Source organism: Kribbella sp. NPDC043289 (genome assembly GCF_056436705.1).
The window spans coordinates 1,556,610-1,570,880 of the sequence record NZ_JBWKCB010000001.1 but is presented as its reverse complement, the minus strand read 5'-3'; the positions used below and the strand labels follow the sequence as shown (position 1 = coordinate 1,570,880).

The window sequence follows — 14,271 nt, the reverse complement described above, 5'->3', positions numbered from 1 at the left end:
TGCCTACAGAACACATAGAGGGGTAACGTGCCACGATCCGCACCCGATCGGAGGCACACAGTGACCGCCACGACTGTGAAAGCACCACCCGGAGCGAGCCGCACGAGGTACCTGATCCTAGGGCTGGCCTTCGTCGGACTCTCACTGAATTACCTCGACCGCGCGAACCTCAGCGTCGCGCTGCCGTTCATCCAGGACGACCTGCACCTCGAGCTGAGCAACGCCGAGAAGGGCCTGATCCTCGGCGCGTTCTTCTGGGCGTACGACGGGGCGATGCTGGCCGCCGGCTGGTTCGCGGACAAGGTCGGCTCGCGGAAGGCGTTCACGTTCGCCGCGGTCTGGTGGAGTCTGGTGACCGCGCTGACGCCGCTCGCGCGCGGGTTCTGGTCGTTGTTCGCGTTCCGGTTCGCGCTCGGCGCGGGGGAGGCACCGGCGTACCCGAGTGCGACCAAGGCGGCGTCGCGGTGGTTCCCGGCGCACGAGCGGGCCTTCGCGAGCGCGGTCATCGACTCGGGCTCGCGGGTCGGGACGGTGTTGTCGCTGCCGGTGGTCACCGGGCTGATCGCGTTGGTGAGCTGGCATTTCTCGTTCGTCGTCCTCGGCGTCCTCGGGATCATGCTCGCGGCGGTCTGGTACTGGTACTACCGCGACCCGATGGAGCACCGGCACGCGAACGCGGAGGAGCGCGAGTACATCGCGTCGAACGGTGCCCGGCTCGAGGACAACGACACCGAGGCCGGCGCGCAGGTGCGCTGGCGGGACCTGTTCAAGTACCGCACGATCCGCGGGATGATGTTGGGCTTCTTCTGCCTGAACTTCGTCATCTACTTCTTCCTCACGTGGTTCCCGTCGTACCTGAAGGACGCCCGCGGGCTCGACCTGGCCGAGCTCGGGACCCTCGGCACGCTGCCCGGTATCACCGCGATCGCGGGCGGCTGGATCGCGGGCATCGTCGCCGACCGCCGGATCCGGGCGGGCGCCGACGTGACGCGGGTCCGCAAGACGGTGATGGTCGGCGGTCTGCTCGGCGGCGCAGCGATCGTGTTCGCGGCGCCGGCCAAGTCGGTGTACGTCGCCCTGCTGTTCCTGGCGATCTCGTACGCGAGCCTGGCGATCGCGGCCACGGGAATCTGGTCGTTGCCGGGCGACGTCGCGCCGTCGTCCCGGCACGTCGCCTCGATCGGCGGCATCCAGAACTTCGCGTCGAACATCGCGGGCATCATCAGCCCGTACGTCTTCGGCCTGCTGCTCGACCGGTACCACGGGTCGTACGTGCCGTCGTTCGCGGTCGCCGGTGCGGTCGCGGTGGTCGGTGCGCTGACGTACGCGTTCGTGGTCGGGAAGGCCGAGCCGCTCCCGGTGCGTGACTCCTGATTTGCCGGACCGGCAAGAATGTTTGCCTGATCGTCAAGCGCTCGCGGATCATCGGTTCATGACGACAGAGCAGCTCTCCGAGGACTTCTGGAACACCTTCTACGCCGAGCACGACCAGATCTGGAGCGGCCGGCCGAACGTCGTCCTGGTGGACGAGGTGTCGGGCCTCACGCCGGGCCGCGCGCTCGACCTCGGCTGCGGTGAAGGCGCCGACGCGATCTGGCTCGCGCAGCAGGGCTGGACAGTGACGGCGGTCGACATCTCGTCGGTCGCGCTGGGTCGTGCGGCGCAGCACGCGAAGGACGCCGGGGTCGAGGGGCGGATCGACTGGCAGCAGCACGAGCTCGGGCCGTCGTTCCCGGAGGGCTCGTTCGATCTGGTGTCGGTGCAGTTCCTGCACTCGAAGACGGAGCTGCCGCGGGACGGCATTCTGCGCCAGGCGGCCGGCGTGGTCGCACGGGACGGCGTACTGCTGATCGAGGGCCACATGGGGTTCCCGCCGGGGGAGCACAACCCGCACCCCGACATCCACTTCCCGACGCCGGACGAGGTGATCGAAAGTCTCGCGTTGCCGGACGGTGAGTGGGAAACTGTGGTCAGCCGCGTGCACGACCGCGCGCAGGTACTGCGTGACGGCGAGTTGATCAACCGGCGCGACTGCACGGTGAAGCTCCGCCGCCGCTGATCCTGTTCACCTGGACGTCACCACGGGAGTCGAGTCTTGGGCCTATGAACACCCCAGATCTGGTCCAAGAGCTCGGCTTCCGCGTCCTGGACGAGGAGGACGACGACCCGGTGCTGCTCCAGGCCGACGGTACGCCGGTCGACACCTGGCGCGAGGGATATCCGTACTGCGAACGCCTGCCGCGCGAGGTCTACGACCGGGAGAAGCGGCTGCTGCAGATCGAACTGCTGAAGCTGCAGTACTGGGTGAAGCGCTCGAAGCAGCGCCTCGTGATCGTGTTCGAGGGCCGCGACGCCGCTGGCAAGGGCGGCACGATCAAGCGGTTCATGGAGCACCTGAACCCGCGCGGCGCGAGCATCGTCGCGCTCGAGAAGCCGACCGAGCGTGAGCAGACCCAGTGGTACTTCCAGCGGTACGTCGCGCACCTGCCGGCCGCCGGTGAGATGACGCTGTTCGACCGCTCCTGGTACAACCGGGCCTGCGTCGAGCACGTGATGGGGTACTGCACGCAGGACCAGTACGAGGAGTTCATGCGGCAGGCCCCGGACTTCGAGCGGATGCTCGTGCGCTCCGGGATCCTGCTGGTGAAGCTGTGGTTCTCGGTGTCCCAGGCCGAGCAGCAGACGCGCTTCACGATCCGCCAGATCGACCCGGTGCGCCAGTGGAAGCTGTCGCCGACGGACCTCGCCTCGCTGGACAAGTGGCAGGCCTACACGGAGGCCAAGGAGGCGATGTTCCACTACACCGACACGTCGTACGCCCCCTGGACCGTTGTGAAGAGCAACGACAAGAAGCGCGCCCGCCTCGAGGCGATGCGCCACGTGCTGAGCCTCTACGACTACACAGACAAGGACGTGGAGCTGGTCGGTCACCCCGACCCGAAGATCCTCGGCCCGGCGGCCGAGGTCCTGGAATACGGCGAGTCGGCGACCCGGTCGTTCCCCGAGCTGTAGCTGCGGATATTCGATCGCCGCGGCGCCAAGCGGCTGTTTCACTTGCGTCGTGGAGGACATCACACGTCAGAACGGCGCGTACTGGGAAGCGATGGCCGCGCATCGCCACGGTGTGACTGTGGAGGACCTGCGGTCGGGCGGCGAGGTCGTCAGTGCTGAGGAACTCGCGGTGATCGGCCCGGTGGACGGGCGGCGGTTCCTCCATGTCGCGGCGGCCGTCGGCGATGCTGCGCTCAGCCTGGCGTTGCAGGGAGCGCGAGCGGTTGCTGTGGACATCGCACCCAGCCATGTCGCCACCGGCCGGGCGAAGGCCGCGGAGCTCGGTGTCGATGTCGAGTATCGCGTGGGCGATATGACCGCTCTGGCCGATGACTTGACCGGGTTCGACACGATCTACATCTCGTGGGGCGGGCTGTGTTGGGTGCCGGACTTGCGTGCTTGGGTGGCGGACATGGCTCGGCGGCTGACCCCCGGAGGCCGTCTGGTGATCGCCGAGCACCATCCTGTGTGGGAGGTGCTGTCGGTGGTCGGCCACGACCGGTTGGCGCTGTCCGCGAGCTACTTCGAGCAGGAGTGGCTGGGCCGGCGCGACCTCGCCAAGGAACCACAGGTCGTCAAAGAACTTGGTCTGGAATGGCGCCCACACAAGGCCTTCGTCTGGAACCTCGGCGACATAGTCTCCGCATTCCTTGCGGCCGGCCTCGTCGTGGTCGCGCTACAGGAGTTTCCCAACCCCGAGATGTACGCCGGGTTCACGCACGCCGGCCACCTACCAGCGACGTACATCGCCGCCGCCGAACGGCCTGTAGACGTTCACTGAAACGGTCGGACTTCGATCTTCCGATCGCAGGCCTTCGACGCCTCGGTCGCGAGCCTGAGTGCCGTCTCGAGATCCGGGGCCTCCCACACCCACACGCCCGCGAGGTACTCCTTCGACTCCACGAACGGCCCGTCACTGAACAACGCCTGCTCGCCCCGGTTGTCGATCACCGTGGCCGACTCGGTGTCCGCGAGTCCACCCGCGAACACCCAGTACCCATCGGCGATCAGCCGTTCGTTGAACTCGCTGATCACCGGCTGGCGATCCGTGCTGCCCGGATTGCTCTTGTCATCGATCACAGAAACCAAGAACTGCATCCGCACATCATCTCGTGCGCTGTCAAGGGCGGCGTACCTGATGGCGCAGGTGAAGGACTCGGTTGCCTTGCACCACGTCCGGATCCTCCAGCAGGTGTTGCGCGTGGACCGACCCGAAGTAGCGCTTGCCGGACCCGAACACCACGGGTACGACGTCCATGCGCACCTCGTCGATCAAGCCAGCGGCAAGCACCTGGCCGCCGACGTCGCCCGCCGCGACCTCGACGACGCGGTCACCCGCAAGCTCCTGCGCCTTGGCCACGGCTGCCTCGATGCCGTCGAGGAAGTGGAACGGCGCCTCGGGGTCCCAGCCCTCGGGCGCCGGCCGGTGCGTCACGACGACCACGTGGTCGATGCCGGCCGGAGGCTTCCCGTCCCAACCGTCCGTCAGGTCGAAGACGTGGCGGCCGGCGACTGTCACGCCGATCTGGTCCCAATACGTCCGGGTGTAGTCGTACGACACCTGTGACACCTTGAGTGCTCCGGTGTCGTCCAGCGGGATGTCACCGCTGGACAACCAGTCGAACAGCGGTCCGGGCTGGTCGTGCTCGTCCGCGATGAAACCGTCCACCGACACCGAGCTGTACATGACCACCTTGCCCACGGGGCTCTCCTCTGCTTCGGGGTGCCCTCAAATTAGCGCCTTGTGAGCTGGTGCTCTTGTAAGAAATCAATCGGCCGGCAGCGGCCAGCTGTCGAGCACGTGGCCGGGATGTTCGCGCAGGAACCGGCGGCGTACTTCGGCGTACCGGGTCGGGGTCAGTCCGGTGAACGTCCGGAACTCGTGGCCGAAGTGCGCCTGGTCGAAGAAGCCCGCGCGTGCCGCGACGTCGCCCCAGTCGATTGGTTGGGCGAAGTCGATCGCGAGCAGGGTGGCGGCGAAGCGGTAGGTGCGGGCCAGGCGCTTCGGTGTGACGCCGATGTGCTCTTTGAACCGCTGTGCCAAATGGGTGCTGCTGACACCGGCCGCTGTGCTCACGTCGCCGATCGCCACGGCGCCGCTGGTTGCCGCGATGACGCTGCTCGTATGGCGAACCAGCCCCAGCCCGACGGTCTCGGACAGCCGCCGCATCAATTCCTTCTCGAGCAGCCTCAGCATCGCGTGAGGTCCGTCCGCTGTGGCAAGCCGGTCTCGTAGCTCAGCGATGGCGGGCCGGCCCCAAACCTGCTCAATCGTCACCGGTAGGTCGCACAGCTCGGCCGCGGTCATCGGCAGGAACGGCGCCAGCCCCCACGCCTTGAAGTGCACGCCGACGGAACGGGTCTGCAGTGGGTAGCCGAACTCGATTGCGCGCGTGGGCGTGGTGACCACGCAGCCGTCGGCGTACTCGCTCGTCTCGATGTCGGCACCGGCACGAATGCGGAACGGCGCCCCGAGATTGACGATAAGCAACGCCCCCGGCATCGGCGGCAGCATCAACCGCGCGTACGGCGCCGTCCCTTCCAGGTAGTAGAGGTCGTCGATCAGCCCATCCAACGGCGACCGCGGCACTCGGGACACGTACTCCACACCCACAGCATCGCGGAAACCCTGCCGGCCTCGCGCGCGGGGGGATGCCCAGCTTGGGGAGGATCGTGTACCCGGATCGGGTAGAGGATCCTCCCCAAGGTCTTGGTCAGAGCCGGCAAGCGGAGGTTACGGGGTTAGGGGGAGGTGGACGGTGAAGGTTGCGCCGTGCGGGCTGGTGTCTGTGGTGGTTACTCGGCCGTTGTGGGCGGCTACGAGGGCGGCGACGATGGACAGGCCGAGGCCGGAGCCGCCGGTGGAGCGGGTGCGGGCGGTGTCTACTCGGTAGAAGCGTTCGAAGACGCGGGCCTTCTGTTCGTCGGACAGCCCGGGGCCGGTGTCGCTGACTTCTAGGATGGCTTCGGAGTCGCGGGTGCCGACGGAGACGGTGATCGGTGCGTCGACGGGTGTGTAGTGGAGCGCGTTGCTGACGAGGTTCCCGAGCACCTGGCGCAACCGCGCTTCGTCACCAGAGACCACAGGAGCCTCCGAGTCAGGCAGGATCGTCAGCGAGAGGTGCCGCTCCGGCTGCACCGCCTGCGCGTTGTGGAGCGCATCGGCCGCGATCGGCAGCAGGTCGACGGACTCCATCCGCAACGGACGCTGCTGGTCGAGCCGCGCCAGCAGGAGCAGGTCGTCGACGAGCAGTCCCATTCGCTTCGCCTCGTCCTCGATGCGGCGCATGGTGTCGGTGTCCGTGATGTCGCCTCGCTGACGAGCGAGCTCCGCGAAGCCCCGGATCGAGGTCAACGGCGTGCGCAGTTCATGCGACGCGTCCGCCACGAACCGCCGCATCCGGTCCTCGGACTGCAGCGCCGCCTCTTCGGAGCGTCGCGCGACGTCCTCCGATCGACGCGCCGCGAGCTCGGACGCGGTCCGCTGCGCGAACGCGTTCTCGATCTGGCCGAGCATCTGGTTGAGCGCCAGCGACAACCGTCCGACCTCGGTCCGCGGGTCACGCTGCGGCACCCGTCGGCTGAGGTCCCCACCGGCGATCGCCACGGCCGTGTGCTCGACGTCTTCGAGTCCGCGCAAACTTCGCCGTACGACGAAGGTCCCGACGCCGGCCAGCAGCACCAGGAGGATCACGCCGGCCGCGACCTGGATGCCGACCAGTCGTTGAAGGGTGTGGTCCATGTCCTTGAGACTCTGCGCGACCATCACCGACCCGGCTTCGTCCTCGGTGGGCACCGCGAGCACGCGCCACGTGGCGCCACCGGACTGCGCGTCGACGTTGAACGGCTTCCCGTTGAGCGCCCGCACCTGGTTGAGGTTCAGCGTCGGCAGCTTCGGAAGCGGCTCGGTCTCGGCCAGCCGCGACCCGACCGGACCGTTGTCACTAGCCCCTTCCGAGTTGCTGAACTGCACAACGAACTCACTCGGCAGCTGACGTCGACCCGCGGGACCGGCATCAGGCGGCAGCGGCCGCCGGTCGGTCCGGATGTGCGTGAGCGGCATCGCGGCCTGCTGGAGTTGCTGGTCGACGCGGTCGATCAGGTAGCCGCGCATGATCGTGGTCGCGAGTACGCCGGACGCGGCCAGCGCGAGCGCGACGAGCGCGAGGAGAACCACGACGATCGTGACGCGCAGCGGGTACCGGTCGGCGAACCGCCGGTGGGTCAGTTGCATCAGTTGGGGCCTCGCGGGGTGCGCAGGACGTAGCCGACCCCGCGGACGGTGTGGAGCAGCTTCTGGTCGCCGGTGTCGACCTTACGACGCAGGTACGACATGTAGGACTCCACCACGCCCGCGTCCCCGGCGAAGTCGTAGTTCCAGACCGCGGAGAGGATCTGCCCCTTCGACATCACCCGCTCCGCGTTCTCCAGCAGGCAACGCAGCAGCTTGAACTCGGTCAGCGACAGCTGCACCGCCTGACCGCCCTTGAACACCTCGTAGCTGTCCTCGTTGAGCTCCAGGTCCGCATAGCGCAGTACGGCGGCCTCGGTCGCGGTCTGCTCGCGGTGACCTGATCTGCGGAGCAGTGCGCGGACACGGGCGACCAACTCGTCCAGACTGAACGGCTTGGTGACGTAGTCGTCCCCACCGGTCTGCAGGCCGAGCACCTTGTCCTCGACCGCGTCCCGGGCGGTGAGGAACAGCACCGGCACGTGCCGGTCCTCACCGCGCAGCCGGCGTACGACCTCGAAACCGTCCAGTCCGGGCATCATCACGTCGAGGACCACCAGGTCGGGCTCCACGTCGCGGGCCTTGCGCAGCGCCTCGGCGCCATGGGTCGCCGTGGTCACGTCGTACCCGGCGAAACGCAGACTCGCGGACAGCAGCTCGACGATGTTCGGCTCGTCGTCGACAACCAGAAGATGCGGACTCATGGTCACAGTGTGCCGAAGGATCCCCAGGGAACCCTGGAAGGTTCCTGGCAATCACCTGTGAGTCGGCCGCACCCCAGCCGGGGTCGACCTGGACGAATCCGGATCAGCGCGGCCCGTGCTTGAAACCCCATTTCTGACCGGCGGCGTCGCGGGCGGTGCCGTCGTTGATCGTGGTCGCGGTCGCCGTGTTGTTCGCCACGACGGCGGTAATGCTGACGGTGCTGCCGGTCTTGATCGACGCGATGCCGTCCCGGGCCGAGTTCACCAGGGTCTCGGCGGCGACCGTGTAGGTCCGGCTGTACCCGTCGTCGCTCTTTACCGTGATCGAGTCCTTGCTGACCGCGGTCACCTTGCCACGCTGCGTCGCGATCGTCTGGTACCCACCGCCGTCCTTCGCGACGACGAACTCGCCGTGCAGCGCCCCGCCGAGGCCGAACTCGCCCCGCGGCCCGAACCCACCCTTGCCCGGCCCGTCCGGCTTCTGCTGCCCGGGTGTCGACGGGCTGGACGGGGAAGCCGAGGGCGACGGCGTCGGGTCCGCGTTGTTCGCCGCCCACGCGACGCCGCCCGCGGTGGTGGTCGCGGCGACCGCGGCCAGCGTGCCGATCAGCCGCCACCGCTTCTGTGAGAGCTTCATCCTGCTGCGCCTTCCGTACTGCGTGCCGGGACGTGCCCCCGCACTGGGTTCTCTCACAGTGCCGCACGCCGCTGGGACGAGGCTCCGCTGCGGCTAAGAACAACCTGGCAATCACCTAAGAACGAGCACCCCGCCGCCGGTCTGCGGACGGGCGCTCCACGCCCACCGTTTGAGGGGCCGGCCCCGGCGCCGCTGGGGTGCGGAGGGAAATTCCGGGTCCGCGACCACCGTTTGAGGGGCCGGCCCGTCAAACGGGGTGAGGGGCCGGCCCGTCAAACGCATCGTGGCCGGGCTACTTCGGGGTGCTCTCGCTCGGCTTCTGACCGTTCGGCTGACCGTTGGGAGGTCCGCCTGCGGGGCGGTTGCTGCCGTCGTCGATCGCGCTGGCCGTGGCGGTGGTTCCGCTGACCACCGCGCGGATCCGGACCAACGCGCCGGTCTTGATCGAGGCGATCTTCCCGTCCCGGTTCACCTTCGTGCCCGAGTTGACGACGTACGTGCGGGTGTAGCCGTCGGCGCTCTTCACCGTGATCGACGTACTGCTGACCGCGGTCACCGAACCGGTCTGGGTGGCGACGGTCTGGTACCGGCCGCCGTCCTTCGCGGTCACGAACTCGCCGTGCAACGCGTCGAACATCCCGTCCTGCGGTCCCTTGTCGTGATCAGGGGCCTGTGACGTCGAGGTCGATGGGGACGGAGTGGTGTTGTCCCCGGTGGCCGCGAACGCGACGCCACCGCCAACCGTGGTCGCCGCGACCGCGGCGATCGTGCCGGCCGCCCGCCAGCGGTTGTCGATGAGTTTCTGATGCAACGCCATCCTGCAGTGCCTTCCGTTGCGTGCCAGGAGGTGCCCGGCACTGGTCCTTCCACCGTTCTGGGCAGACCTGGCACGGCCCTCGGGCAGCGCTGGAAAATCGCTGGCAATCAGACCACGAACAGTACGGCGCTCAGCCAGACGCCGGCGGCCAGTGACGTGCCGAGCAGCTCGATCAGGATCGACACGCCGGTCTCGCGCAGCGCGTGCTTGGTCGACCGCCAGGCGTCCCCGTGCGTCCGCAGCCGCTGCGCCTCGGACAGGTAGACACCGATCGGGAAGCCGATGAACATGCCCACCACCGGGATCAGGAAGAACCCGACGATCCCGAGCACGACCCCGAAGAACATCGACCGCCGGGGTACGCCGGCCTCGCGCAGCCGCCGCTCCGGTACGACGTACTTCACCACCTGACTCGCACCGATCAGCACCCCGCAGATCGCGAACACGATCCAGCCCGCCGGACTGTGCACCACGATCGCCCAGACCAGGATCGCCGCGAGGCTGAGGATCGCCCCGGGCAGGATCGGGACGACGATCCCGATGATGCCGACGAAGATCGCCACTCCGGCAAGTACGGTCACTCCAGTCTCCACACCGACACTGTCTCGCATCCCCGGACCTTTAGGGTGGGGACATGTCGCAGCTGCACGAACTGATCACTGCCCTCGCCGCTCCCTGGGTGGTCCTCTCGCCGCGCTCCGGTCAGCTCACCGGCTCCGGCGCGGAGGGCGTCTACGCCCGGGACCGCCGCATCCTGTCCCGGATGGTCGTCACGATCGACGGCCGCGAACCGGTCCCGGTGCACGTGGACGAACGGGACGCGGCCACTCATCAGTACGTCGCGACGGTCGAGGGGCTCGGCGACACCCGCCACGACCCGACCGTGCTGCTGTACCGGACGCGGACGGTCGCCTCCGACGGCCTCACCGAGCAGATCACGCTGGTGAACCGGTCCCGGGAGGCGATCGAATGCCGGCTGGAAGTTGCCCTGGGCACCGATCTCGCGGGCACCGCAGCAGTGCGTAGCGGCGCGGCCACCAGCCTGCCGCAGCTCGCGCCACTCCCGGACGGCCCCGGTCGCACCCGCTGGGAGAGCGCCGGCACCCGGGTCGTGGTGACCGCCGAACCGGGCGTGTCGGCGACACCGCGCGTCGAGCCGGGGGAGGAGTTCACGCTCACGCTGCACGTCACGGCCGACTTCCCGCCGTCCACCACCGGCTTCTCGATCGAGCCGCCCGCCGAGCGCACGCCGTACGACGTCGGCGTGTCCTGCGACGACAAGCGGGTCGAGCGCTGGTTCGACCGATCGCTCCAGGATGTCCTCGCCCTGCAGCTCGCGGCCGGCGATGACCGGTACCTCGGCGCCGGACCGCCGTGGTACCTGACGCTCTTCGGCCGGGACTCGCTGATCTCCTCGGGCATGCTGATCCCGGTCGACCCGAGTCTGGCCGCGGGCACGTTGCGCGCCCTGGCCGCGCGACAGGGCACGAAGGTCGACGCCGAGTCGGCCGAGCAGCCGGGCAAGATCCCGCACGAACTGCGGGCCGAGGTCGCCGACCACGGTGGCGGTCTCGTCCTCCCGGCCGTGTACTACGGAACGCACGACGCGACCCAGCTGTGGATCACCACCCTGCACAAGGCCTGGCGCTGGGGAATGCCGGCCGACGAGGTCCGCGCCCTGCTCCCGAACCTCCAGCGCGCGCTGTCCTGGATGAAGGAGCACGCCGACCCGGACGGCGACGGTTTCCTGGAGTACGTCGACGAGTCGGGTCATGGCCTCGCGAACCAGGGCTGGAAGGACTCGAACGACGCGGTGCAGTGGCCGGACGGGACGCTCGCGATGGCGCCGATCGCGCTCTGCGAGGTGCAGGGCTACGCCTACGCGGCCGCGGTCCAGGGCGCCGAGCTGCTCGAGGCGCACGGTGAGTCCGGCGACGAGTGGCAGGAGTGGGCGGCCGCGCTGCAGGAGCGGTTCCGGAAGACGTTCTGGGTCGACGGCTACCCGGCGATCGCCCTCGACGGCGCGAAGAACCCGGTCCCCGGCCGTGCCTCGAACATGGGTCACCTGCTCGGCACCGGCCTGCTCGACGCGGACGAGGAGGCGACGGTCGCCGAGGTGCTGGCCGGCGCCGACCTGAACAGCGGCTTCGGCCTCCGAACGTTGTCCACGGCAATGACCCGCTTCAACCCGCTCGGCTATCACACCGGCAGCGTCTGGCCGCACGACACCGCGATGACGGTGCAGGGCCTGTTCGCGACCGGCGAGTCCGAGGTCGCGTCGTCGTACGTCGAGGGTCTGGTCCGGGCCGCGGAGGCGTTCGGCGACCGGCTGCCCGAGCTGTACGGCGGGCGCGGGACGGGCGCGGAGAGTACGCCGACGCCGTACCCGCTGTCGTGCCGGCCGCAGGCGTGGGCCGCTGCCTCCGCCGTGGCGGTTCTGGTCGCGGCGCTCGGGATCGAGCCCGACGTACCCGGTGGGACGCTGGTGCTGAACCCGGCGGAGTCGGTGCCGTGGAAGGTGCTCGAGATCCGTGGGCTGCGGCTCGGCGACCAGACGCTGTCGGTGCGGTTGGAGGATGGCGAGCTGACGATTCTGGACGCGCCCCAGAGTGCGGTTCAGAGTGCGGTTCAGAGTGCGGTGACCAACGCGACCGCGGACAGCCCGAGGTAGATCACCGCGACCACCACGTTGCGCCGGCGGTTCGTGGTCCGGACCGAGCGGAAGCGGCGTCCGATCGCGTCCGCGCCGACGGCGTAACAGAGGTCGAGGGTGATGCCGATCAGCAAGGTGCCGGCGCCGAGGAGCAGCATTTCGGTGCGGAGCTGGACGGGGCCGGCGCCGCGCGTGGTGAACTGCGGGAGGAAGGCCAGGAAGAACAACGCGGCCTTCGGGTTGAGCAGGTTCACCACGACGCCGTCGCGAAAAACCCGGCCGAGCGGTGCTGCCTGGACGCCACTGGACTGCTCGGTGGTCGGTGCCTTGAGGAGCTTGAGGCCGAGGTAGGCGAGGTAGAGCGCGCCGGCGACCGTGATGGCGGTGAAGAGGGGCGGCGAGGTCTGGACGAGCGCGGCGAGGCCGAGCGCGGTCACGACGATGTAGACCAGCGTGCCGGTCTCGACCGCCAGCGCGGACACCACGCCCGCGCGGCGGCCCTGGGTGAGACTGCGGAGCGAGATGTAGAGGTTGTTCGGCCCCGGCATCCCGACCAGCACCACCGTCGCGCCGGCGAACCCCAGCACCTGACCGATCCCCATTCCGTACTCGCTCCCTGTCGAACTGGACTGCTTGGCGGAACTAGCCTGGCGGCGGCAGAAGCAGTCCACCCGAGCCAATAAGAGGAGAAGTGGACCGTTTTACGGACGCCGCCGGACTGGCCGACCTGATCGGTCATCGACTGAGCGGCCGCACCGGCGGCCTGTACCGGCGCCTGGCGGACGAGATCGCCGCGCTGATCGGCTCCGCCGAGCTCCCGGTCGGCGCCCGCCTCCCGTCCGAGCGCCGGCTGGCCGAGTCCCTGGCGATCAGTCGATCCACGGTCGTCGCGGCGTACGACGAACTGCGTGCCCGCGGCCTGGTCGAGAGCCGTCGCGGCAGCGGTACGACGGTCGCACGCGCGGCCGGACGCGGCCGTTCACGAGCGGACAAGCGGATGCCCGCCGGGTACGGCGAGTCGCTGTTCCACCGGATCACGGTCGGCCCGGGCGAGGTCATCTCCCTCACGTACGCCGTCGATCCCGGCCTGCCCGAGCTCTCCGAGGAGTTGATCGATCTCGCGTCGAGCGATCTGCCGGCGCTGCTCGGCGACGTCGGGTACCACCCGCGGGGGCTGCCGGTGCTGCGCGAGCGGATCGCGGAGCACTTCACCGAGTCCGGTCTGCCGACGTCCGCGGACGAGATCGTGGTCACGACCGGCGCGCATCAGGCGATCGCGCTGGTGACTCAGATGTACCTGCGCAACGGCGCGGCGGTGGCGATCGAGCAGCCGAGTTGGCCGGGGTGTTTCGACCTGTTCGGGGCGGCCGGTGGGCGAGTGGTCGGCGTACCGCTGGATGACGCGGGGATCCGGCCGGATCTGTTGGAGGCGGCGTTCGCGGCGCATCAACCGGCGATGTTGTTCGTGATGCCGACGTTCCACAATCCGACGGGACGGTTGATGTCGGCGAACCGGCGGCGCCAGGTCGCGGAGCTGGCGGCGCGGCACGGGGTCGTGGTGGTGGAGGACAACGCGTACTCGGCGTGGGATCCGTCCGGCCCGGAGATTCCGCCCCCGTTGGCGGCGTACGCGCCGGACGATGCGGAGGTGCTGACGATCGGATCGGTGTCGAAGGCCGTCTGGGGTGGACTGCGGATCGGCTGGATCCGGGCCTCGCGTCCGTTGGCGGAACGGTTGGCGCGGCACAAGGCGCTCGCCGATCTGGGGAGCCCGGTGATCGATCAGGCTCTGACCGCCCGGCTGCTGCCGCGGCTAGGCGAGCTGACGGCGGCGCGGGCCCGGTCGGCGACGGTGCGGAAAGCGCTGATGGGGGAGTTGCTGTCGGACCGGCTGCCGGAGTGGGAATGGTCGCCGCCGGTCGGTGGGTCCGCGCTGTGGATCCGGCTGCCGGACACGGACGCGCGGGTGTTCGCCCAGGTCGCGTTGCGGCACGGCGTCGAGGTGGTGGCGGGTCAGGCGATGGATCCGACCGGCGAACACGACGACTACCTACGGGTTCCGTTCGCTTACTCGGAGCAAGTGCTTGACGATGCAGTCACCCGGCTCGCGCGGGCCTGGCAGGAGCTCCGCCGGCACGGTCCCGGGCCCGACGTACCTGTCATGTAAGGAATCTGGGG

At 69.0% G+C, this 14,271-nt stretch carries 15 protein-coding genes; 6 read left to right on the top strand and 9 right to left on the bottom strand.

The features are described from left to right. Positions 1 to 60: 60 nt before the first annotated feature. Genes AC0662_RS07405 through AC0662_RS07390 form a run of 4 tightly spaced genes read left to right on the top strand, consistent with a single transcriptional unit; the run spans position 61 to position 3,832 of the window. A complete protein-coding gene (locus AC0662_RS07405) occupies positions 61 to 1,374 on the top strand; it encodes an MFS transporter (protein ID WP_478299162.1) in 1,314 nt (437 codons plus the stop codon). Between the two features lie 58 nt (positions 1,375 to 1,432). Beyond that, positions 1,433 to 2,059, top strand: coding sequence for a class I SAM-dependent methyltransferase (locus tag AC0662_RS07400; protein ID WP_452203988.1), 627 nt, complete (start codon positions 1,433 to 1,435; stop codon positions 2,057 to 2,059). A 44-nt stretch (positions 2,060 to 2,103) separates the two neighbouring features. After that, positions 2,104 to 3,012, top strand: coding sequence for a polyphosphate kinase 2 (gene ppk2, locus AC0662_RS07395; protein ID WP_478299160.1), 909 nt, complete (start codon positions 2,104 to 2,106; stop codon positions 3,010 to 3,012). 49 nt (positions 3,013 to 3,061) lie between these two features. Then, positions 3,062 to 3,832, top strand: a complete 771-nt coding sequence (locus AC0662_RS07390) for a class I SAM-dependent methyltransferase (protein ID WP_478299158.1) — start codon at positions 3,062 to 3,064, stop codon at positions 3,830 to 3,832. Here the strand turns inward: AC0662_RS07390 and AC0662_RS07385 are convergent. The 8 genes from AC0662_RS07385 to AC0662_RS07350 all read right to left on the bottom strand — a co-directional run bounded on the left by AC0662_RS07385 (position 3,826) and on the right by AC0662_RS07350 (position 10,033). Next, positions 3,826 to 4,149, bottom strand: coding sequence for a YciI family protein (locus AC0662_RS07385; RefSeq protein ID WP_452203991.1), 324 nt, complete (start codon positions 4,147 to 4,149; stop codon positions 3,826 to 3,828). The two genes, AC0662_RS07390 and AC0662_RS07385, sit on opposite strands and share 7 nt — an antisense overlap. A 22-nt stretch (positions 4,150 to 4,171) precedes the next feature. Continuing rightward, positions 4,172 to 4,753: a dihydrofolate reductase family protein gene (locus tag AC0662_RS07380; protein WP_478299156.1), complete on the bottom strand. Its 582-nt coding sequence runs from the start codon at positions 4,751 to 4,753 to the stop codon at positions 4,172 to 4,174. Between the two features lie 66 nt (positions 4,754 to 4,819). Beyond that, the gene (locus AC0662_RS07375; protein ID WP_478299154.1) at positions 4,820 to 5,659 is read right to left on the bottom strand and encodes an AraC family transcriptional regulator; all 840 of its coding nucleotides are present in this window, start codon (positions 5,657 to 5,659) and stop codon (positions 4,820 to 4,822) included. Between the two features lie 126 nt (positions 5,660 to 5,785). Continuing rightward, positions 5,786 to 7,285, bottom strand: coding sequence for a sensor histidine kinase (locus AC0662_RS07370; RefSeq protein WP_452203994.1), 1,500 nt, complete (start codon positions 7,283 to 7,285; stop codon positions 5,786 to 5,788). Then, a complete protein-coding gene (locus AC0662_RS07365) occupies positions 7,285 to 7,986 on the bottom strand; it encodes a response regulator transcription factor (protein ID WP_350856635.1) in 702 nt (233 codons plus the stop codon). The genes AC0662_RS07370 and AC0662_RS07365 overlap by 1 nt, the downstream gene beginning before the upstream one ends. A 103-nt stretch (positions 7,987 to 8,089) precedes the next feature. Then, complete coding sequence (locus AC0662_RS07360; protein ID WP_452203995.1) at positions 8,090 to 8,623, bottom strand: hypothetical protein; 534 nt, start codon at positions 8,621 to 8,623, stop codon at positions 8,090 to 8,092. Positions 8,624 to 8,915: 292 nt separating this feature from the next. After that, entirely contained in the window at positions 8,916 to 9,440 is a 525-nt protein-coding gene (locus AC0662_RS07355; protein ID WP_478299151.1) for a hypothetical protein, read from the bottom strand. A gap of 107 nt (positions 9,441 to 9,547) precedes the next feature. Further along, positions 9,548 to 10,033: a DUF456 domain-containing protein gene (locus AC0662_RS07350; RefSeq protein WP_452203997.1), complete on the bottom strand. Its 486-nt coding sequence runs from the start codon at positions 10,031 to 10,033 to the stop codon at positions 9,548 to 9,550. A gap of 41 nt (positions 10,034 to 10,074) precedes the next feature. Between AC0662_RS07350 and AC0662_RS07345 the strand changes: the two genes are divergently transcribed. Then, a complete protein-coding gene (locus AC0662_RS07345; protein ID WP_478299149.1) occupies positions 10,075 to 12,111 on the top strand; it encodes an amylo-alpha-1,6-glucosidase in 2,037 nt (678 codons plus the stop codon). Here the strand turns inward: AC0662_RS07345 and AC0662_RS07340 are convergent. Beyond that, positions 12,069 to 12,695, bottom strand: a complete 627-nt coding sequence (locus AC0662_RS07340; RefSeq protein ID WP_478299147.1) for a LysE family translocator — start codon at positions 12,693 to 12,695, stop codon at positions 12,069 to 12,071. The two genes, AC0662_RS07345 and AC0662_RS07340, sit on opposite strands and share 43 nt — an antisense overlap. Before the next feature lie 89 nt (positions 12,696 to 12,784). On the opposite strand from AC0662_RS07340, the gene AC0662_RS07335 reads away from it, so the two are divergent. Then, positions 12,785 to 14,260, top strand: a complete 1,476-nt coding sequence (locus tag AC0662_RS07335) for an aminotransferase-like domain-containing protein (RefSeq protein ID WP_452204000.1) — start codon at positions 12,785 to 12,787, stop codon at positions 14,258 to 14,260. The last annotated feature ends 11 nt before the right edge of the window (positions 14,261 to 14,271 follow it).

Bases quoted from the DNA above. Each gene is read 5' to 3' on its own strand.
- AC0662_RS07365 (WP_350856635.1), bottom strand. From the start codon at position 7,986: ATGAGTCCGCATCTTCTGGTTGTCGACGACGAGCCGAACATCGTCGAG.
- ppk2 (WP_478299160.1), top strand. From the start codon at position 2,104: ATGAACACCCCAGATCTGGTCCAAGAGCTCGGCTTCCGCGTCCTGGAC.
- AC0662_RS07340 (WP_478299147.1), bottom strand. From the start codon at position 12,695: ATGGGGATCGGTCAGGTGCTGGGGTTCGCCGGCGCGACGGTGGTGCTG.
- AC0662_RS07370 (WP_452203994.1), bottom strand. From the start codon at position 7,285: ATGCAACTGACCCACCGGCGGTTCGCCGACCGGTACCCGCTGCGCGTC.
- AC0662_RS07360 (WP_452203995.1), bottom strand. From the start codon at position 8,623: ATGAAGCTCTCACAGAAGCGGTGGCGGCTGATCGGCACGCTGGCCGCG.
- AC0662_RS07355 (WP_478299151.1), bottom strand. From the start codon at position 9,440: ATGGCGTTGCATCAGAAACTCATCGACAACCGCTGGCGGGCGGCCGGC.
- AC0662_RS07385 (WP_452203991.1), bottom strand. From the start codon at position 4,149: ATGCAGTTCTTGGTTTCTGTGATCGATGACAAGAGCAATCCGGGCAGC.
- AC0662_RS07400 (WP_452203988.1), top strand. From the start codon at position 1,433: ATGACGACAGAGCAGCTCTCCGAGGACTTCTGGAACACCTTCTACGCC.
- AC0662_RS07345 (WP_478299149.1), top strand. From the start codon at position 10,075: ATGTCGCAGCTGCACGAACTGATCACTGCCCTCGCCGCTCCCTGGGTG.